This is a genomic window from Methanothermobacter sp., assembly GCF_030055435.1.
GTDB lineage: Archaea > Methanobacteriota > Methanobacteria > Methanobacteriales > Methanothermobacteraceae > Methanothermobacter.
Window position 1 is genome coordinate 52,525 of record NZ_JASFYG010000006.1, and the last position, 18,114, is coordinate 70,638.

Annotated in this window: 19 protein-coding genes; 10 read left to right on the forward strand and 9 right to left on the reverse strand. The window is 47.9% G+C overall.

Translation table 11 applies throughout. From position 1 onward, the window contains the following. The first annotated feature begins 3 nt into the window (after positions 1 to 3). Positions 4 to 657: a cyclase family protein gene (locus tag QFX30_RS07605; RefSeq protein WP_300490437.1), complete on the forward strand. Its 654-nt coding sequence runs from the start codon at positions 4 to 6 to the stop codon at positions 655 to 657. Between the two features lie 27 nt (positions 658 to 684). Continuing rightward, positions 685 to 1,089, forward strand: coding sequence for a tRNA (N6-threonylcarbamoyladenosine(37)-N6)-methyltransferase TrmO (gene tsaA / locus QFX30_RS07610; protein WP_300490440.1), 405 nt, complete (start codon positions 685 to 687; stop codon positions 1,087 to 1,089). Between the two features lie 63 nt (positions 1,090 to 1,152). On the opposite strand, the gene QFX30_RS07615 is transcribed toward tsaA, so the two are convergent. Continuing rightward, the gene (locus QFX30_RS07615; protein WP_300490442.1) at positions 1,153 to 1,641 is read right to left on the reverse strand and encodes a flavodoxin; all 489 of its coding nucleotides are present in this window, start codon (positions 1,639 to 1,641) and stop codon (positions 1,153 to 1,155) included. Positions 1,642 to 2,107: 466 nt separating this feature from the next. On the opposite strand from QFX30_RS07615, the gene QFX30_RS07620 reads away from it, so the two are divergent. Further along, positions 2,108 to 2,782, forward strand: a complete 675-nt coding sequence (locus tag QFX30_RS07620) for a methyltransferase domain-containing protein (RefSeq protein WP_300490445.1) — start codon at positions 2,108 to 2,110, stop codon at positions 2,780 to 2,782. 84 nt (positions 2,783 to 2,866) lie between these two features. On the opposite strand, the gene QFX30_RS07625 is transcribed toward QFX30_RS07620, so the two are convergent. The 3 genes from QFX30_RS07625 to QFX30_RS07635 are packed head-to-tail and all read right to left on the reverse strand — an operon-like array spanning position 2,867 to position 7,145. Continuing rightward, on the reverse strand, positions 2,867 to 5,452 hold the full coding sequence (locus QFX30_RS07625; protein ID WP_300490448.1) for an ATP-dependent helicase: 2,586 nt from the start codon (positions 5,450 to 5,452) through the stop codon (positions 2,867 to 2,869). Positions 5,453 to 5,457: 5 nt separating this feature from the next. Continuing rightward, positions 5,458 to 6,204: a metallophosphoesterase gene (locus QFX30_RS07630; RefSeq protein WP_300490451.1), complete on the reverse strand. Its 747-nt coding sequence runs from the start codon at positions 6,202 to 6,204 to the stop codon at positions 5,458 to 5,460. Next, positions 6,201 to 7,145: a prenyltransferase gene (locus QFX30_RS07635; protein WP_300490454.1), complete on the reverse strand. Its 945-nt coding sequence runs from the start codon at positions 7,143 to 7,145 to the stop codon at positions 6,201 to 6,203. Before QFX30_RS07635 ends, QFX30_RS07630 begins: the two co-directional genes overlap by 4 nt. A gap of 135 nt (positions 7,146 to 7,280) precedes the next feature. Between QFX30_RS07635 and QFX30_RS07640 the strand changes: the two genes are divergently transcribed. From QFX30_RS07640 to QFX30_RS07655, 4 genes are all read left to right on the forward strand, one after another. Next, the gene (locus QFX30_RS07640) at positions 7,281 to 7,814 is read left to right on the forward strand and encodes a HEAT repeat domain-containing protein (protein WP_300490457.1); all 534 of its coding nucleotides are present in this window, start codon (positions 7,281 to 7,283) and stop codon (positions 7,812 to 7,814) included. 132 nt (positions 7,815 to 7,946) lie between these two features. Beyond that, entirely contained in the window at positions 7,947 to 9,422 is a 1,476-nt protein-coding gene (locus tag QFX30_RS07645; protein WP_300490459.1) for an NAD(P)/FAD-dependent oxidoreductase, read from the forward strand. Between the two features lie 40 nt (positions 9,423 to 9,462). Continuing rightward, a complete protein-coding gene (locus QFX30_RS07650; protein ID WP_300490462.1) occupies positions 9,463 to 10,320 on the forward strand; it encodes a phytoene/squalene synthase family protein in 858 nt (285 codons plus the stop codon). An 11-nt stretch (positions 10,321 to 10,331) separates the two neighbouring features. Next, complete coding sequence (locus tag QFX30_RS07655) at positions 10,332 to 11,225, forward strand: prenyltransferase (protein WP_300490466.1); 894 nt, start codon at positions 10,332 to 10,334, stop codon at positions 11,223 to 11,225. A 43-nt stretch (positions 11,226 to 11,268) separates the two neighbouring features. Here the strand turns inward: QFX30_RS07655 and cruF are convergent, their stop codons facing one another. From cruF to QFX30_RS07670, 3 genes are read right to left on the reverse strand one after another with little or no spacing between them, the layout of a single operon-like run. Next, complete coding sequence (gene cruF, locus QFX30_RS07660) at positions 11,269 to 12,003, reverse strand: bisanhydrobacterioruberin hydratase CruF (protein ID WP_300490469.1); 735 nt, start codon at positions 12,001 to 12,003, stop codon at positions 11,269 to 11,271. Beyond that, a complete protein-coding gene (locus QFX30_RS07665; RefSeq protein WP_300490472.1) occupies positions 11,996 to 12,853 on the reverse strand; it encodes a carbon-nitrogen hydrolase family protein in 858 nt (285 codons plus the stop codon). The genes cruF and QFX30_RS07665 overlap by 8 nt, the downstream gene beginning before the upstream one ends. 5 nt (positions 12,854 to 12,858) lie before the next feature. Then, positions 12,859 to 13,410: a manganese efflux pump MntP family protein gene (locus QFX30_RS07670; protein ID WP_300490475.1), complete on the reverse strand. Its 552-nt coding sequence runs from the start codon at positions 13,408 to 13,410 to the stop codon at positions 12,859 to 12,861. A 178-nt stretch (positions 13,411 to 13,588) separates the two neighbouring features. Between QFX30_RS07670 and QFX30_RS07675 the strand changes: the two genes are divergently transcribed. From QFX30_RS07675 to QFX30_RS07685, 3 genes are read left to right on the forward strand one after another with little or no spacing between them, the layout of a single operon-like run. Beyond that, positions 13,589 to 14,575: a trypsin-like peptidase domain-containing protein gene (locus QFX30_RS07675; RefSeq protein ID WP_300490478.1), complete on the forward strand. Its 987-nt coding sequence runs from the start codon at positions 13,589 to 13,591 to the stop codon at positions 14,573 to 14,575. Positions 14,576 to 14,628: 53 nt separating this feature from the next. After that, entirely contained in the window at positions 14,629 to 15,486 is an 858-nt protein-coding gene (locus QFX30_RS07680) for a MoxR family ATPase (protein WP_300490481.1), read from the forward strand. A 28-nt stretch (positions 15,487 to 15,514) separates the two neighbouring features. Further along, positions 15,515 to 16,624 (forward strand): VWA domain-containing protein, encoded by a 1,110-nt coding sequence (locus QFX30_RS07685; protein WP_300490484.1) that lies wholly within the window; start codon positions 15,515 to 15,517, stop codon positions 16,622 to 16,624. A gap of 110 nt (positions 16,625 to 16,734) precedes the next feature. Here QFX30_RS07685 and QFX30_RS07690 read toward each other — a convergent pair whose 3' ends face one another. Continuing rightward, entirely contained in the window at positions 16,735 to 17,013 is a 279-nt protein-coding gene (locus QFX30_RS07690) for a hypothetical protein (protein ID WP_300490487.1), read from the reverse strand. A 279-nt stretch (positions 17,014 to 17,292) separates the two neighbouring features. Then, positions 17,293 to 18,045, reverse strand: a complete 753-nt coding sequence (gene nucS, locus QFX30_RS07695) for an endonuclease NucS (protein WP_300490490.1) — start codon at positions 18,043 to 18,045, stop codon at positions 17,293 to 17,295. Between the last annotated feature and the right edge of the window lie 69 nt (positions 18,046 to 18,114).

The window sequence follows — 18,114 nt, forward strand, 5'->3', positions numbered from 1 at the left end:
ATCATGTATGAGGTTCTTTCGCATCCGCTGGAGGATGGTTCACCGGTTCACACGGCACTTGATGATGTGAGGATATCAATCAGGAACAGGATACCTCTGGATGGGTATGAGAGCCACACCATCATCACATCCAACCATGCCGGGACCCACGTTGATGCCCCGGCCCATTTCATTGAGGGCGGAAAAAGGATATGTGAATACAGTATTGATGAACTTGTATTCAATGATGTCTGCACTGTCGACGTTGATGTGGGGCCAGGGGACCCCATAGGAAGTGGGGATATTGAGATTCCAGACTGCAACCTTCTCCTCATAAGGACGGGCTTCGAGTCGGTGAGGGGTGAGGACACCTACCTGCAGAATAACCCTTGGATCACACCTGAACTTATTGATGACATAAGGAGAAACTTCAGGGACATCAGGGCCATAGGTGTGGACTGCATATCAATATCAAATCCGGAACACCCATCTGAGGGTGAGATGGCCCACCTAAGGGCCTTTACTGAGGACCCTGACTACGGGGAACCACTTCTCATACTTGAGGATATGAAACTGATGGATGCTCCGGAGGTTATTGAGAGGGTCTTTGTGGTCCCATGGACAATTGAGGGTGTTGACAGCGCACCATGTACCGTTATAGCGGAATTTCAGGTTTAATTTTCAGGAATTCTGTGGAGGGTATCTGTGGAGATAAAAATAAGGCCTGTTGGATTTGTGAGATCCCCATTCATGAAGAGGGGGGAGGCACCCCACCAGGGTAGGCTTTCAATGGAGGAGAGCGAGATCCACATCTTCCCGCAGTATCGTGACGCCCTGGAGGGGGTTGAACTTTTCAGGTACCTCTTTGTTCTCTACTGGCAGCACCTGGCTGAAAGGGATGTTCTTAAGGTTGTCCCGAGGGGTAAAAAGAAGAAGAGGGGTGTTTTTTCAACAAGAGCCCCTGCAAGACCCAACCCCATAGGTCTGTGCCTGGTTGAACTCCTGGAGTCAGGGGATTTCCTCAGGGTGAGGGGCCTTGATGCACTGGACGGCTCACCTGTCGTTGATATAAAACCCTACCATAAGGATATCGATTCACCCGGGGACTGAAAGGTCAGAACTCCTTTTCACTGCAATTAGCAGGCAGTTATTGGGGAATGCTTAACGTCTGGCCTATTCATCAGTTCTGAATGCTGCCTCAATGTCCCTTACAAAGGGTTCTATCTTGCAGTCATAGACGTTCTCATTTATCTCCCTCTCGGTTATGGCGACTGTCTGGACTGGTTCCTTCCCGATGATCTCGCTCATTCGTCTGAATGTTCTATCTGCACCGCTTCCACCGTATGTACAGAAGAAGGCAGCATTCTTTATCTTTGATGCATTTTCCCTGAGGTAGGTTCCTATAGGTACTGATGGATTACCTGCCCAGACAGGCGTACCCACTATCACGAGATCATAATCTGATGGGTCCTTTTCATAGGGTTCAAGTACAGTGTCCTTTCCCCTTGCAGCCTGGTAACCTGATTTTAAAAACCCTATGATACCAGTTCGTTTCTGGGTGTCCCTTATCTCCTCGATGTCACATTTGAGTTCCCTGGCGATCTGAGATGCCACCTCCCTGGTACGCCCGGTTCTTGAGTAATATACAACAAGTGCCTTCATGGTTACTGGTATGTGAATGGGCGCATAAATAATGTTCCCTCTCTGTTGAGGTTAAGTGAGCCTAATGATCATTTCATGAATAGCCTGCGGGACCTGAAAATTGAAGTAATAAGGATCATTATTAGTATGGGGGGTAGCTTCCAGAGATTTAAAGGGGGGTTGTTAGGAGTGGAAAAACGGGGAGGTGCTTTTTTGTTTTTTTATCTCTGGAAGCTGATTTTTTTGGTGCTTTCAACAGAACAAAATATCCCGGAAGTTGAAAGCAGTAAATTAGGGGGTGATGTGTGTATGAGACACACAAACCTATATGTTAGAATTCTAGTATATAAAGATTTCGGTTCTTTTGGGTGGTTTGCAAGCTAAGGTATCACATACAAAAACAGTGATGGGGGTCCACACATAAGTCCTCTTTACGGGGTGCATGCTAAAGTATCACATACAACACAATATAGACAGGTGACACATTATGCCGGTTATAGTGGGGCCCCTTTTCACTGCACGCACATGCCAGGAATACATGAAGATGTTTGATCTCAGGATAAATGAACTTGAGGGGCTGCGAATACTTGACTGCCCAGCTGGCGCCAGTTCATTCACACCACTCATGGCGGAGCTCGGCCTTAATGTGAGGGCCTGTGACATCATGTATGGTGAAGATGCAGATAACCTTGGAAACATGTGCAGGGAGCACCTCATGGTCCTCACCGATGCACTTAAGAGGATCAGGAACAATTTTGTGTGGAGGTTCTACTCTTCACCTGAGGAGATGCTTGAAAAACGCCTGGATGCCTGCAGGTGCTTTGAGGAAAGCTACCGTGAGCGCCCTGAACTTTACGTGAGGGGGGACCTCAGGGATTTACCATTTGATGATGATGAGTTTGATCTCCTTCTCTCATCCCATCTCCTCTTCATATATGACCACCGCCTTGACAGGGAATTTCATGAGAGGGCCATTTCCGAGATGATACGCGTCAGCTCAGAGGTGAGGATATACCCCATCGTCAAGGAGAACGGGAAACTCTCAGATTATGCAGAGAGCATACTGGAGGATAGAAGAGATGAATTTGATGCATTCACAGTCACAGTGGACTATGAGTTCAGGAGGGGAGGTAACATGATGCTTGTTCTTAAGAAAAAATGATGTCAGTTTTTTGTTTTTTATAGCTTATGATTACTGGTTTCGTCCTTGAAGAAAAGATTATATCAGCTCTTTTCCCCTGGAAGATCATCTGATCTCATCCAGTATAGCCTGATGCATCCTCCTGATGAATTCTATCCGGTCCTCATACTTGAGCACATCCAGGTAACCCTGGGCAACCAGGTTAAAGGCGAATGGTGAGGGTATCCTCGTATCAACCTGCTTGATCTCCATTTCACCATCACGGATCCATTCAAGGACCCTGATGGCATTCTCGATGTCCATGTAGTCCTCCATAACCTCCCTCCGGGCCTCCTCGAGTATGGGGAACCTGTCATCCAGTTCACTCACAAATTTAAGGAGTATCTTACCCCTAACCTGCTGCCTGCCAACAGACTTCTCCTCCCCCCTGTACCTACGGAGTATCATGAGGGCACGGCCAGCGCAGTGCCTGAACCTGCTTGCAAGGGTTTCTGTCCTGTCAATGGCCTTCTTAAGTATCTCCCTGAGATTCTCAGGTTCAAGTTCCATGAATGACTCGAGACCACCCATCTTTCCCTCTGAACTCAGATAGAATCCATTATCAGATACAGATATCATAACGTCCCGCCGGTAACGCCTTGCAATGACATAGGCAACAGCCCTTGATAGGGCGTCGTTAACCCTCCTTCCAAAGAGGCTGTGGAAGACTATGAATTTTCTGCCCCCGAAGCCAGTGTAGTACTCAACAAGCATCCTCCTGATGCTGGGTATTGCCGCGTAGAGGTACTGTTCACGGAAATACTCGTAGATTGAACCCGCGGCCCTCTCATCCACGTGGAGGTAGTCCATTATGAATTCTATTATCTCTTCCCTTGAACGCCCGTACTGGAACTTACCATCCATAATGTCCCTGAAGCGCTGTATGTCAACTGCAAGGTCAAAGGAGAGGGGCAGCTGCTCTGAGAACCATGATGGAATGTTGGGGGGTCCTGAGGCGGGGCTGACATTGACGGTCATGCCCCTCGCATAGTTGAATCTGTAGATCTTCCCGCCGAGAACAAAGGTGTCACCCTTCCTGAGTTTCTCCATGAAATCCTCCTCTATCCTCCCCACGACCTTCCCGTTGCACTTTACAACCGCAGCGCTCCTATCAGGTATGGTCCCTATGTTGGTGGAGTAGAGCATCCTGGCAAGTTTACCCCTCCTCCCGAACATGTTCTTTTTGTGGTCAACCCAGATCTTGGCATAGACGTACCTCTCCTTGAGCTCAGCATACTCCCCTGCAAGGTAGCTGAGTACAGAGAGGTAATCCTCCCTCCTGAGGTTCCTGTAGCAGTAGCTGTTCCTTATAACCTCCAGGGCATGGTCAATATCCCAGGGGTTCTCAATGGCCATCCCGTATATGTGCTGGGCCAGGACATCCAGGCAGTTCTCGGGTACCCTTATGGAATCTATTTTACCCTCAACGGCGTTCTTGAGTATGAGTGAACACTCAACAAGGTCATCCCTGTCCACGACAACTATCCGTCCCTTTGATTTCTCATGAAGCTGATGACCGCTTCTCCCGATACGCTGAAGTGCCCTTGAAACAGATTTTGGTGAACTCAAAAGAACCACCAGGTCAATGTACCCGATGTCTATCCCGAGTTCAAGGGAAGTTGACGATACAACCGCCTTCAGCTCACCCCTCTTGAGTTTTTCCTCTGTTTCAAGCCTTATCTCCCTTGAAAGTGATGAGTGGTGTGCCATGATGTTTTCATCGGTATAACTCTCAGGGAAGCGACTTTTCAGGTTGTAAACCACACTCTCGGTCCCGCTGCGCGTGTTGGTGAAGATCAGGGTTGTCCGGTGTTCCATTATGAGGTCGTGGAGGATGTCATAGAGGGCATTACCAATTTCCTCAGGGTCAGCGGCCACGATGTCATCAACCGGGCAGATGAGTTCAATGTCAAGTTCTTTAAGGTAGTTAACGTCCACTATGATGCAGTCCCTCTCCTCACCATAACTGTAACCCACCAGGAATCTTGCAACACGCTCAAGTGGATGCACCGTCGCAGATAAACCGATCCTTGTGAAGTTACCGACAAGGTGCTGCAGCCTCTCAAGGCTCAGTGAAAGGTGAACACCCCTCTTATTATCTGCAAGGGAGTGTATTTCATCCACGATAACATAGCGCACAGTTGAAAGCTTTTCACGGAACTTTGGGGCCACAAGGAGTATTGAGAGCGTCTCAGGGGTCGTTATAAGGATGTGCGGTGGATTCTTGAGCATCCTGGAGCGCTCATAGCTGCTGGTGTCACCGGTACGAACAGCCTTCCTTATCTCAAGGTCCCTTCCCTCCTCCTCTGCAATTTCCCTTATACCCTGGAGGGGTTCCTCAAGGTTCCTTTCTATGTCATTATCAAGGGCCTTAAGGGGTGAAATGTATATGCAGTAGACGCTGTCCTCAAGTTCACCCCTATCCGCGAGTGTGGTGAGTTCACTGATTATGGAAAGAAACGCGGTGAGAGTCTTACCTGAACCTGTTGGTGACGATACAAGGACGTTCCTCCCCATATGTATATCCATTATTGCATACTTCTGGGCCTCTGTGAAGTCATCAAAGGTTCTCTTGAACCATTCGCTGACCCAGGGGTGGAGGACAGAATGTATCCTGCTGCTTGAGTATTTCTTCTTCTGCCTGACTATCATGGGCCTCACCACCCACCACCGAATCCTGTGGATGAGGTGAACTCCATGAGGGCACCCACCGTCCCGAAATCGAAAACCTCAAAGTCCTCAACACCATAGACATGGAATTCCTCAAGCTCAGCCTCCCTGAGGAAGGGTGATAGTACAGCCTCATGGAGGATGTCGGAGCCCTCGCTTATGAAATTGAAGGATGGCATGACAACGAGGTTCATATCCCTGAAGGGCCCCAGGAGGAAGCATTTGATCTTTTCAACCCTTTCACCGCTTCTGAGACCCACACAGGGGTGTTCGTGGCCTATGATGATGTTTTCAGCGTCAAGTCTTTCAGGTATCACATGGCCATGTGTCAGGAGGAAATCGGCCACCCGCATGGTTTCATGGATCCCAATACCTGATATCCCGGACATGTGGGGTACGATGGGGTCATGATTCCCCTTGATCAGTGTTATCTCCCTGAAGTTTTCCTGGAGGTAGTCCATCATTCGCATGATTTCCCGGTTCTCCTGACGGCTCACCCTCCCGAATTCATGCTTGAGGTCCCCATTTATGATGATACCTGAGGCACCCGATGCGTCCCTTATGGATTCTATTCGCTCAACTATCCTTCTGAACTGGAATCCCGGCACCATCACCCCCTCACTGGTGAGGTACTGTTCGTACCCCAGGTGGAGGTCGGCTATTATCATCGAATCCTCAATGAGAAGTGACAGGTCACATATTTCCAGTCCATCCATCAGTTTAAACGTGTTCATTGCATCACCAGGACGCTGATGAGGTAGAGAAGGTCAAGGATCCCGAAGGCTATCAGTGAGTTCATCACAACCTCAGATCCCCTCACATTGACTTCATCTGGGTCATGGAGGTAATAATAGATGGAGGGAACTGTGACTGTGAGTGAAAGCAGAGCAATCAAAGGAAAACTGATCCTGGGATCAAAATGGGGGGAGAACTCAAGAAGTCCCAGTGCAACCGTTGCAGCAGCCGCACTTAAGGCCATAACCCTTCTGGATGCTCTGACACCCCTCCTGACAGGAAACGTCATCTTGCCCCCCAGCAGGTCCTCCCGGAGGTCAGGTATCTCAACGTTTATGATGAAAACAAGCTGCAAAAGCATTATGGGAATGGAGAAGAGGATTAAAGGGGTATCAATCACGCCCATGATTACAGAGTAACCCATGGCAGGGAATATGAAGCCTGTAAGGGCTGTTGCAACCTCTCCAAGCCCCCTGTATGATAGTCTGGCCGGAGGGGCACTGTAAAACCATCCAAGCAGATTACCGGCAACTGCAAGGAGAAGAACTGCAGGGTTACGGTAGATGAGAGTGTGGATAACGGCAAGTGTCAGGGATACTGATATGAGAAGGACAGCGAATTTCCAGGCAAAACCTCTGAGTTCAGGGTGTCTCTGGAGAACCCCGCTTCCGCCAGTGTATACTGTTGCAGCCTCAGGGTTGTCCAGCTCAAAGTCATAGTAGTCGTTGCTGTAGGATACAGAAAGATGTGCTGGCATCACGATCGCATATCCCATGATGAACTGGTCAAGGGGGAGGTAACCCCTCCCTATACCTGCAAGAACAGCCCCTGTGGCATAGAGGATCAGGCCAGCACCGAGAAATGGAAGTCTACCCAGTTTGATAACCTCAGACAGGAAATACCACCTGGAGTTTTTTTTCATGAAGTCCAGTTTATTCATCCACATCCTCCTACCGGCTGGTAATTGGTCTATTAACATTTATATCGGCTGAGGAATAAAAGAGTATCATCACGGCTTATTATCACAGAATCAATCAGGTGAATTTATCAGGTGATTCTCATGGCTGATAGTACCTTGAAGGATAGGATTGGCCTCATGGATTCAGAGGAAAAGATGAAGCTCGTGGATGAACTTGAACCATCAGAGGAATCTGTTGAAATACTGGTCGGACTTCTGGAGGATGAAAGTCATCCTGTCAGATTTAAGGCTGCAGAGAAACTTGCAGAATTTGGAAAACTGTCCCTTGAAAGGCTCATTGAAATAATGGACACTTCAGAGGGAGAGGTCAGGAGATACGCCACATTTGCCCTCAAGAAGATAGGGGATCCAGGAGTTGTGGATCACTTCATTGAGGCCCTTGAGGATGAGGACTGGGGTGTGAGGAAATTTGCTGCAAGGTCCCTTGGGGAACTGGGGGATAAAAGGGCGGTGGAACCACTCATAGGTGCCCTTGAGGATGAGGACTGGGGCGTTAAACTTGCTGCTGTAAGATCCCTTGGCGACCTGAGGGATCCAAGGGCCATAGAACCAATCAAAAAGGCCAGAAGAAAGGGGGATAAGGACTTCAAGAAGGCCGCCAACAAATCACTTAAAAAGATCCAGTCATAGTCCTCTGCTTTTTTCGTGAAGTGTTCATCAATCACTTAATTCAGTAATATTGTTTATTGTACTCCTCATGAAACTTTTATATTTTTTGAGTGTCATTATATAACTATATACAACATTTTAGCCGGTGGTTTCATGAGGATAGTAATCGTGGGGGCTGGATTTGGAGGTCTATCTGCAGCAGCGCTTCTTGCAAGGGATGGGATGGATGTAACTGTTATTGAAAAAAACGAGGGGCCGGGTGGACGTGCAAGCGTCTACAGTGAGGGGGGATTCACATTTGATATGGGCCCATCATGGTACCTCATGCCTGACATATTTGAGAACTTCTTTGCAGAGTTCAAAAGGAAACCTGAGGATTTCTACTCCCTGAAACAGCTTGACCCCGCATACAGGGTATTCTTTGATGATGATAAGGTTGTAGATGTCTCATCTGATATAGAAAGGAACTATGAACTCTTTGACAGCTTCGAAGAAAACGGTGGCGAGAAGCTCAGGAAATACCTCAATTCAGCAGGTGAACTGTATGATTCCGTTGTGAAGGAGATGCTCTACAGGGACTACCGTTCCATCCTTGACTTCCTCAATGGTAAACTCCTGCTTCAAGGGATAAGACTCAACATACTCGAATCCCTTGAGCACTTTGTTAACAGACGCTTTGAGAGTGATGAGGCAAGAAAGATACTCCAGTACTCCATAGGATTCCTTGGAAGCGCACCGCAGGATACACCCTCCATGTACCATATCATGTCCCACATTGACATGACACTGGGAGTTTTCTACCCTGAGGGGGGCATAAGGAGGGTTGCAGAGTCCATATACCAACTTGCACTTGAGAACGGGGCTGAATTCCACTTCAACGAGGAGGCCAGGAGGATAGAGGTTACAGATAAGATGGCCACGTCTGTTGTAACCGACAGGAACATCCACGATGCCGATGCAGTGCTTGTGAATGCAGATTACCCCCACAGTGAACTCCAACTCCTTGATGCCAACCACAGGACCTATGATGAGAACTACTGGAATTCAAGGGTACTGGCACCATCAGCCTTTGTAGCCTACGTTGGTGTTGAACGTACAGTAGACGCCCTTGACCATCATAACCTCTTCCTTGAGAGGGACTGGGCAGACAAATTCCAGCAGGTCTTTGACCCTGAGAAGGCCTCATGGCCTGATAGGCCATCATACTATGTTAATGTTCCCTCAAGAACGGATACAACAGCTGCTCCCGAGGGATCAGACACCCTCTTCATACTAGTACCCCTGGCACCGGGTATGGAGGATAACCAGGAGCTGAGGGAGGACCTCTACAGGAGGGTCATGGATGACCTTGAGAGGAAAACCGGTATGAAGATAAGGGACCATGTGGTGGTGAAGCGCATATTCGCCATAAATGACTTCAGGGAACGCTACAATGCATACCGGGGGACAGCGCTTGGCCTGTCCCATACCCTCAGGCAGACCGCCCTCTGGAGACCGGCACATAAAAGCAAGAAGGTTAAAAACCTTTACTACACAGGACAGTACACCCATCCAGGTATAGGGGTGCCAATGACACTCATATCCTCCCAGATTGTCTGCAGGGAGATACTGGAAGAAATGGGTGAATAATCTGGAATTCCATGCAAAAAGTTTTATGGGTGATAGGCTCTTGATTGATGAAAAAATCTATTCAATATTCAAAAGGGGAAGCAAGACATACTTCTACAGCACCCTCTTCTTTCCACCGAAGGTGAGGAGGGACGTTTTCATACTCTACAGTTTCCTGAGAAAGGCAGATGATTATGTTGATAGAATACCCCAGGATACCGAGGGGTTCTACGACTTTGTTGAACGCTACCGGGTGGCATCATCAGGCGAAAAAACAGGTGATGTGGTTGTTGATTCATTCGTGGAACTTTCAGACAGAAAATCTTTCAATAAAGAGTGGATAGAGGCATTTCTAAGATCAATGGAGATGGACATAACTGTATCATCCTACAGGACAATGGCTGACCTTGAGGAGTACCTCCTGGGTTCATCTGAGGTTGTGGGCCTCTTCATGGCATCCATCATGGGCCTTGACACTGATTCATACCCCCACGCCCGCTACCTGGGGAGGGCCATGCAGTACGTCAACTTCATAAGGGACATAGCAGAGGATGTTGAACTTGGAAGGCTCTACTTCCCGCTGACTGAACTTGAAAGATTTGATCTGGAGTCACTTGATTTAAGTGAGATCAGTGGAAGGGAGGATAATTTCAGGTCCTTCCTCAGGGCTCAGATTGATATTTACAGGGACTGGCAGAGAAGGGCAGAGGAGGGTTACAGGTACATCCCCTACCGCTACCTGGTACCCATAAAGACCGCCGCCGACATGTACCTCTGGACGTCCAGGATAATCGAAAGGGACCCCCTCATAGTCTACAGGAGGAAGGTGAAGCCCTCAAGGGGCAGGGTGGTCTCAGGAGCCCTCCTGAACATGCTGAGGCTCATCAGACCCAGGTCACCAACTAAGCAGGGTATTTAGGGGACCTTCAAATGTCTCAGCTGACCTCCAGATCCCTTTTTAATTCCATAAAAGATTACACGGGCTTTCTGTTCTGCATATCCCGATTCAGGTTCTGGATATACACCGGTGGAACATATGTAATTGGGTACACCCTTGCAGCGAAGGGTTTCACTGATTTTCTCTCACCAGCCTATTACATATACCTCCTCTACTTCTTTTTCCCGGCTAACGTGTTCATCTACGGTGTCAACGACTACTGGGATGAGGATACAGACAGACTCAACCCCAAGAAGGGCTCAAGGGAGCACATGCTGATGCAGAGTGAGCGGAGGAAACTCAGAAATTCACTGCTTGCAGTTACAGGTATCAGCGTCGCCCTCATGTTTTCACAGAAACCAGAGGAGGCCCTTCTTTTCCTCGGATTTTTATTCCTATCATATTTCTACAGTGCACCCCCACTCAGATTCAAGGAGAGGCCCTTCCTGGATTTTTCATCCAATTACCTCTACATAATGCCCGGTTTATTTGCCTACAGCCTCGCATCAGGAAGCCTACCTGAACCCATAATACTCCTTGCAGGCTACTGCCACATCGCTGCCATGCACATATTTTCCGCCGTACCTGACACAGAGTATGATAGGAGGGCAGGAATCAACACAACACCAGTATTTATGGGTGAAAGGGTGGCACTTGCACTTTCAGCAGCCTTCTGGCTGATATTATCTTTTATTACAGTCTATCTTACAGATTTACATCCTCTAAGCTTTCTGGTATTCGCGTATCCTGCATTTCCCATTTCTGTACTTCTTTTCGAAAGAATAAGGATAGAGAGGATTTACTGGTACCTCCCCTACGTCAACACAGCCCTTGGAGGTCTGCTCTTCCTTGCGCTCATAAACCACAAGATATTTCACTGGATTTGATCTTGAAGATTTTTTGCTGTGGTTTTTCTTTTAACTACAGATCCTACCACAGGTTTGCCCCTGTTTTAATGAGTATGAGTGCCAGGAGGATTAAACCGGTTATGAAGGGGATCTGAAGTCCAAGGAAGAGGCAGGCTGCTGTCCAGAAGCACATTATCAGGTAGAGGCTGGAGATGATCCCTGATTTCATTTCCTTCATAGAATCACCCAGAACCACAAGAAGAATAAGGGATGCAATGAAACCTGAGAGTACCCACCCAGCGAAGTTCTGCAGGGGCACACCATAGAATATTCCTGGATTGCTCCAGATCCAGAAGTTCAGGGCCACGGCTGCAGGGTCAATCACCACATCCGTGAGAACCACAAGGAGAGTTGAGAGACCCAGAAATTTCAGTTTCCCAGCAACAGATTCCTTTGCAAGATAGGCAGACCCCAGGAAGAGGGGCAGCCAGGCGAATGGGACCGTGAAGGGCGTGTGTCCAAGTATCTTCAGTCCAATGAGTCCGGTGTAGTGGAACTCCGAATAGGGAAAACCCGTTACTATGGCCACAGTCTCGATTAGAATTGCATAGGCCCCCAGAACAAGTATCAGAATAACACCACGACCCCTGAGGTCCCTTATCACTGAAATAAATGATGGGAGGGCCATGGATATGATGAAAACAACTGATACAGCAGAGTAACCCCCTATATCCACGTTGGCTACAAAATATGATGAGAATGCAAGGATGATACCCACGATGAGTATTATGATGGATTTCACTGAGGGTTTATTCATGGTCAGCTCCCTCCATCCAACTGTAAACATCTGGTCTCCGATTCCTTAGAAGTGGAAGCTCCCTTCTCACTTTCTCCACCATTTCCATATCTAGGTCGACTGTTAGAACACATTCTGAGCTGCCCGCATCAACCATAACCGAACCCCATGGGTCGGCGACAAGTGAGTGGCCGTATGCAACATAGGATGCACCGGTATTTCTTGCAGGGGACACTGCAACACAGTAGCACTGGTTGTCAAGGGCCCTCGACCGCACAAGTAGCCTCCAGTGGGCTGGACCGGTTGTCATGTTGAATGCACCGGGAAATACTAGAACCTCCGCACCCCCCAGGACCATCATTCTTGAGAGTTCAGGGAAGCGCATGTCATAGCATATACCAACCCCGATCACAGCAGAACCTGTATCAGTAACGGTTACAGAGCTACCCGCAATGAGGGTGTCGGATTCCCTGAAGGTTATCTCACCCTCCACGTCTATATCGAAGAGGTGAACCTTCCTGTGTCTCGCGGTGATGTCACCACCATCATCAATGATGAAGGAGGTGTTGTATATCCCCTCCGGGGTTCTCTCGGGAATTGAACCTGCAACCAGATGGACCCCAAGTTCTGCTGCAAGGGATCTCATTGCGGTTATGGTCTCCCCATTCTCATCCTCTGCATATTCAGGGAAGAGTTCAGAGTCGTAGGGGCATGTGAACATCTCAGGAAGAACCACAAGTTCAGCACCCCTGCTGCACGCTTCCCTTATCATCTCAGAGGCCTTTTTGATGTTTTCTTCCTTTCTCTCATTTACCTGCATCTGACAGATTCCAACCCTCAGACCGGGCACCCCCATAATATCAGTTAGCATGGTCCTCAGAGGACGTTATTCTCCAGGAGTATCCTTAAACCAATGAGGATGAGGATGACACCACCCAGTGCCTCTATACGGTTCTCAAATATGTGGCCTATCTTCTCTCCAAGGTAGCTTCCCGCAAGGGAGAGGAAGAATGTGATGACTCCTATGATTATTATGGGCAACCATATGGATATGTTAAGGAGTGCAAAGCTGACACCCACAGCAAAGGCATCTATGCTGGTTGCAACGGAGAGCAGAAGGAGTTCACGGTAACTGAATTTGAATTCCTCCTCCTCAAGCATGGTGCTCTCGTATATCATTTTCAGGCCGATGAGAAGGAGGAGTGTAAATGCAACCCAGGGCGCAAAGGTTGACACGATGCTCTGGATTTCAATGCCGGATATCCATCCAAAGATGGGCATGAACGCCTGGAATGCCCCGAATGAGAATGCAGTTATGAGGGCGTAGTTGATTCCTGATTCATGGCTCACAAGGCCCCGGCTCACGGATATGCTGAATGTGTCCATCCCCAGGCTAACTCCAATGAAAACCATCGATAGAAGATCCATGGGTATCACCATTGAGTAACCATATAATTCTCTCACAGGCTACTTATAAAATCATCTGCAGATGCAAAAACTTTATATACTACAATTTTAATAACTTAAGTTAACTAAATTTCTTAGATTCTGAAAAACACCTAAAAAGATTTTAATATGGGTTTAAAAAATTTCAGGAAATCTAAAAATGTTTAAAGCCAAAAATAAAAGCATAAATCATGAATTTGAGGAAAAGGAGTTAGAAGAATCAGAGATAATGGATGCATATTCAAGGGCCGTCATGGATGCTTCCGCGGCGGTGAGCCCCTCGGTTGTCAGGGTAACAACACAGTCAAAATCAGGAAGCAGAGCAGCAGGCGGGGGCTCAGGGGTCATCTATACAGAGAGCGGCCATATAATAACCAACAGCCACGTCATCCACGGGGCAGAGAGGATAGACGTGAACCTCCACACAGGTGAGCACCACACAGCAGAGGTTGTGGGTGATGACCCACACACCGACATTGCAGTCATAAAAATCGATCCTGAAACAGAACTCCAGGTACCTGAATTTGCAGACTCCAGCCGGGTGAGGGTTGGTCAGCTCGCCCTTGCAATAGGCAACCCCTTTGGCTTCCAGTTCACTGTCACAGCAGGGGTGGTGAGTGCCACAGGAAGATCCCTCCGGACAATGACAGGGAGACTTGTTGATGGGGTCATACAGACCGACGCGGCACTCAACCCTGGAAACTCCGGCGGGCCACTGGTGGACTACCGGGGGAGGGTACTCGGAATAAACACAGCACTCATAAGGCCGGCCCAGGGGCTCTGCTTCGCCATACCATCAAACACAGTCAGGGAGGTTGCGGATAAACTCATAAAGGACGGTAAAATAAGGAGGGCCTACCTGGGGGTTTCATGTCAGAACATACTCATCAGGGATGAACTGCGGAAAAAACTCGGCTTAAACTCAGAGAGGGGCGTGATGATAGCATCACTCCAGGATGGCCCGGCAAGGGACGCTGGAATAATGAGGGGGGATGTGATAGTGGCAATCGATGATGAGCCAGTGGAGACAGTTGACGACATCCACAGGATACTCACTGAGGAAAAGATAGACATGGAATGTCACGTGGATATAATAAGGGGATCAGAAGCCTGTAAAGTCCAGGTAAGGCCCTCAGAGCTCCAGTGACTCCCCACCAAAATTTTTATGGGTGCACAGAACCATAGATTATCCGTGGTAAGATGAAGCCATCAGAAAAACTGGATGAGATTGACTCATCACTGAGAGGTGTGGGCTACGTACCAGACAGGGAGATCCTGATAACACTCTTCCTGGCACTGGAACTTGGAAAGCCCATCCTTGTGGAGGGTCCCCCAGGCACAGGAAAGACAATGCTTGCCAGAAAGGCAGCCGAGGCCCTTGGAAGGGATTTCTTCAGGATACAGTGCTATGAGGGCATAACATTCGAACAGATAGTCGGGGAGTGGAACTACCAGAAGCAGCTTCTTAGCCTTGAAAGGTCCCGGATCAGCGGATCCCCAGAGGACGTCTTCAGCGAGGAATACTTCATAAAGAGACCCCTCCTGTCAGCATTCATCAATGGGAAACCATCACTTCTCCTCATAGATGAAATAGATAAGGCTGATGAGGAGGTTGAGAGTTTCCTGCTTCAGGCACTTGGAGAAAAACAGATAACAGTCAATGACCTTGGAACCTTTGACCTCAGAAATGATATACTGGTCTTCCTCACATCCAACTCCCAGCGAAACCTACTGGATGAGACAAGGGACAGGTGCCTCTACATACACATCGACTACCCTGACCCTGAACGTGAAATGGAGATTGTGAGGGCACACGTCCCCTCTGCACCTCAGTCTCTGGTTAAGGAGACAGTCATGTTCATAAACCGGATAAGGGAACTGGGTGTCATAAAGAAGCCCTCAATAAGGGCAACGGTGGACTGGCTCCGGACCCTCATGGCCCTTGGAAAGGAACACATTGACAGAGAAACAGCTGAGAAGACCCTAGGTGTCGTTATAAAAAACAGGGCAGACGAGGGCAAGGTCCGGCGACTTGTGGAATCCCTTGATGAGAGTTAACAGCCAGTGAAACTGGAGCACATGTTTCATGGAGAAAATAATTCTTCTTTCAAACATTTTAAGGGATAAGGGACTTCCCGTTAGCATAAGGAGCACCAAAGACGCATTTTTAGCCTATAAAATATTCAAAAACAGACCCGAGCTCAGGGAAGCCCTCTTTTCAGTTTATGTTAAGGATATGAGGCACTCTAAAGCTTTCATGGACGCATACAATGAAGTTTTTGGAGTTCTGGATGAAGAAAGTGATGAATCATCCGGTTCAGGGAAGGGTGAGAGGATTAAGTCTACGGAGGAACAGATCCCCGGTGAAGTCACTGATGGCATCACTATTGAGGATTTGGCTGAAATTCAACCTGAAATCCCGGATATCTTTGACTCCAGAACTGATGAGAGCCAGATCCTTGATAGGGATATGTCCACCCTCAACACATTCGACCCCGAGATATTTGAGCTCTGCCGCAGACTGGGAATGAAAATTGCCAATAGAAGATCCAGGAGGCTCCGCCGTTCAAAGAAGATGCGACCCGATATAAGGCGGAGCATAAGGAAGAACCTGAAGCACGGGGGCACAATAATTGAACTTATGAGGTCAGAGCCCAGGGAGAGAAAGAGCCAGCACATATTCCTGAGTGATGTGAGCGGCTCCTGTGACTGGATAAGCAACTGGTTCTTCTGCATAGTCTACGCCGCCCAGAAGACATTCTACAGGTCACGTTTCTTTGACTTCGACAGCAGGGTCATTGAAACGACCCACCTCCTTGATGAGGATGACCTCTACGATGCCTTCAGGAACCTCAGGGAGTCCAGGATAAGGAACCTCATGCTCCATGGAACATCAAATATGTACACAGCCTTCAGCGACTTCCTTGAGAATGTTAATTTCACAGGAAAGTCCTGTATAGTGATCCTCTCAGACTGCAGGGACTGGGCAGGGCCAAGGAAGGATGGTGTCCCTGAAAGCGCTGAACTGGTGGCTGAAATGTCTGAGAGGGCAAGGAAGGTCCTCATACTGAATCCCGAACCTCAAAAGAAGTGGGATGTTGTTGACAGCTGTGTCTCAATTTACAGGAATGCCGGTGCAGCCGTGAAGGAGGTCAGAACCTTAAGGCAGCTGGCAGAGGTTATAGAGGGCCTCTGATGGGCATAACTGTTTTTAAGAGGATATAAAAATGCTCTTAAACCTTTATTCTTTCACCTGTTACCTCAAGAGAAAGGTGACCCGCTGTTTACGTATCAGCTGTCCAGTTTTTAAAATCCGCCAGTTGCTCTGTTAACTGCATTCACAAGTTCCTGGAGATTTTCACCGCCACTTTCAAAAGTGAAAAAGCCAGCAGGAGCCAAAAAATTCATGGTGTAATTTAAAGTCCGGGATTTCCCTTCATCTTTTATTTCGAGTTTTTTGATCCATATGGGATATTTTTCGTGTTTGAATTTCATGCCAGACCTGAAAAAGAGTTCAAGGAATTTACCATCGAAGGTTATCAGTACTGGACCCTCTTCGCTCATCATCCCTTTCACTTCGATCATTTCAACCCCCAGAGTCATATTATTAATATGGAATTCAGACTATTTAATATTGCTGAACCTTTAAAATGAGGTATTCAAATCCGGTTTCATTTTAAAAACAGACTTCTATGGTCTTTATTGCATCCAAATCACTGTTTTTAAGCAATGAATATTTTAAAGATTTGATAATGAAAACGGAACTTTAAGCAGCTGATAGGTAAGTTTTGAATATTTTAAAGATTTGATAATAAACCTGAACTTTAAGCAACTGATAGGTTAGTTTAATGGATGCAGAAATTTTCAGAGGAAGTTATCCAGTGTAACCCCTCTGTTTGATTTGAGTTCCCTGGGGGGCTCGATCTCCCTGAACTCCAGTCCCTCATCCTCCAGCATCTCCAGGGCATCATGGGTTATTGAGGGGGCCACCAGAATGCCCCTCACACCAACCTGGTCATCCCTGAATTCATCCACGTATCTCCTGAGCTGCTTAACAGCGCTCACACCAGCCTTTCTACTTTTAAGTTCAATTATCATGAGCGAACCATTCTCATCCTTACCCAGAATATCAATGAAACCGGAACTGGTGGCATATTCCCGGGCAACGGGTCTGAAGCCAGGCTCGATGAGGTGGGGGTGCATTATTATCATGTCCCCCATGTCGCTTTCATGACCTGATACTGTGAGCTCATGCATATCCCTTGGAAGGTAGAAGGAGATGAGGTGTACCTCATGGAGCTCAACCTCAAGGCGTTCCTCAGGGGACCTTCTGATACTTTCGAGAAAGAGGCTTCCATGCTTCATGTAGACCCTGCACCTTGATCTGGGGGGCTGCCAGTTAACAGGGTCCACCTTCCGATCCTGGTGGACCATGAATGTTCCATCTGGTTTTATAACGATGAGCCTCTCACCGGCACCAAGGCTGCTCCTGGCACGGCCCTCATAGGATGCACTGCAGCAGGCAAGTATCACTATGAGTGCCCTTTTCCGTATACCCTCATCTAGCAGTTGGTACGCTTCACTTCTGGATGGATTTTCAGATACCCGGCACTTCATGTTTATCAGCGGCCCAATTTTTCACAGTTCTGACCTTTCCATAGGTAATTTCTGTTCATCTGGCTGTAA

Excerpts from the sequence above, each read along its gene's own strand:
- QFX30_RS07605 (WP_300490437.1), top strand. The coding sequence starts at position 4 with ATGTATGAGGTTCTTTCGCATCCGCTGGAGGATGGTTCACCGGTTCAC.
- QFX30_RS07615 (WP_300490442.1), bottom strand. The coding sequence starts at position 1,641 with ATGAAGGCACTTGTTGTATATTACTCAAGAACCGGGCGTACCAGGGAG.
- QFX30_RS07620 (WP_300490445.1), top strand. The coding sequence starts at position 2,108 with ATGCCGGTTATAGTGGGGCCCCTTTTCACTGCACGCACATGCCAGGAA.
- QFX30_RS07625 (WP_300490448.1), bottom strand. The coding sequence starts at position 5,452 with ATGATAGTCAGGCAGAAGAAGAAATACTCAAGCAGCAGGATACATTCT.
- QFX30_RS07630 (WP_300490451.1), bottom strand. The coding sequence starts at position 6,204 with ATGAACACGTTTAAACTGATGGATGGACTGGAAATATGTGACCTGTCA.
- QFX30_RS07635 (WP_300490454.1), bottom strand. The coding sequence starts at position 7,145 with ATGAATAAACTGGACTTCATGAAAAAAAACTCCAGGTGGTATTTCCTG.
- QFX30_RS07645 (WP_300490459.1), top strand. The coding sequence starts at position 7,947 with ATGAGGATAGTAATCGTGGGGGCTGGATTTGGAGGTCTATCTGCAGCA.
- QFX30_RS07655 (WP_300490466.1), top strand. The coding sequence starts at position 10,332 with ATGTCTCAGCTGACCTCCAGATCCCTTTTTAATTCCATAAAAGATTAC.
- cruF (WP_300490469.1), bottom strand. The coding sequence starts at position 12,003 with ATGAATAAACCCTCAGTGAAATCCATCATAATACTCATCGTGGGTATC.
- QFX30_RS07665 (WP_300490472.1), bottom strand. The coding sequence starts at position 12,853 with ATGCTAACTGATATTATGGGGGTGCCCGGTCTGAGGGTTGGAATCTGT.
- QFX30_RS07670 (WP_300490475.1), bottom strand. The coding sequence starts at position 13,410 with ATGGATCTTCTATCGATGGTTTTCATTGGAGTTAGCCTGGGGATGGAC.
- QFX30_RS07675 (WP_300490478.1), top strand. The coding sequence starts at position 13,589 with ATGTTTAAAGCCAAAAATAAAAGCATAAATCATGAATTTGAGGAAAAG.
- QFX30_RS07680 (WP_300490481.1), top strand. The coding sequence starts at position 14,629 with ATGAAGCCATCAGAAAAACTGGATGAGATTGACTCATCACTGAGAGGT.
- QFX30_RS07685 (WP_300490484.1), top strand. The coding sequence starts at position 15,515 with ATGGAGAAAATAATTCTTCTTTCAAACATTTTAAGGGATAAGGGACTT.
- QFX30_RS07690 (WP_300490487.1), bottom strand. The coding sequence starts at position 17,013 with ATGATCGAAGTGAAAGGGATGATGAGCGAAGAGGGTCCAGTACTGATA.
- nucS (WP_300490490.1), bottom strand. The coding sequence starts at position 18,045 with ATGAAGTGCCGGGTATCTGAAAATCCATCCAGAAGTGAAGCGTACCAA.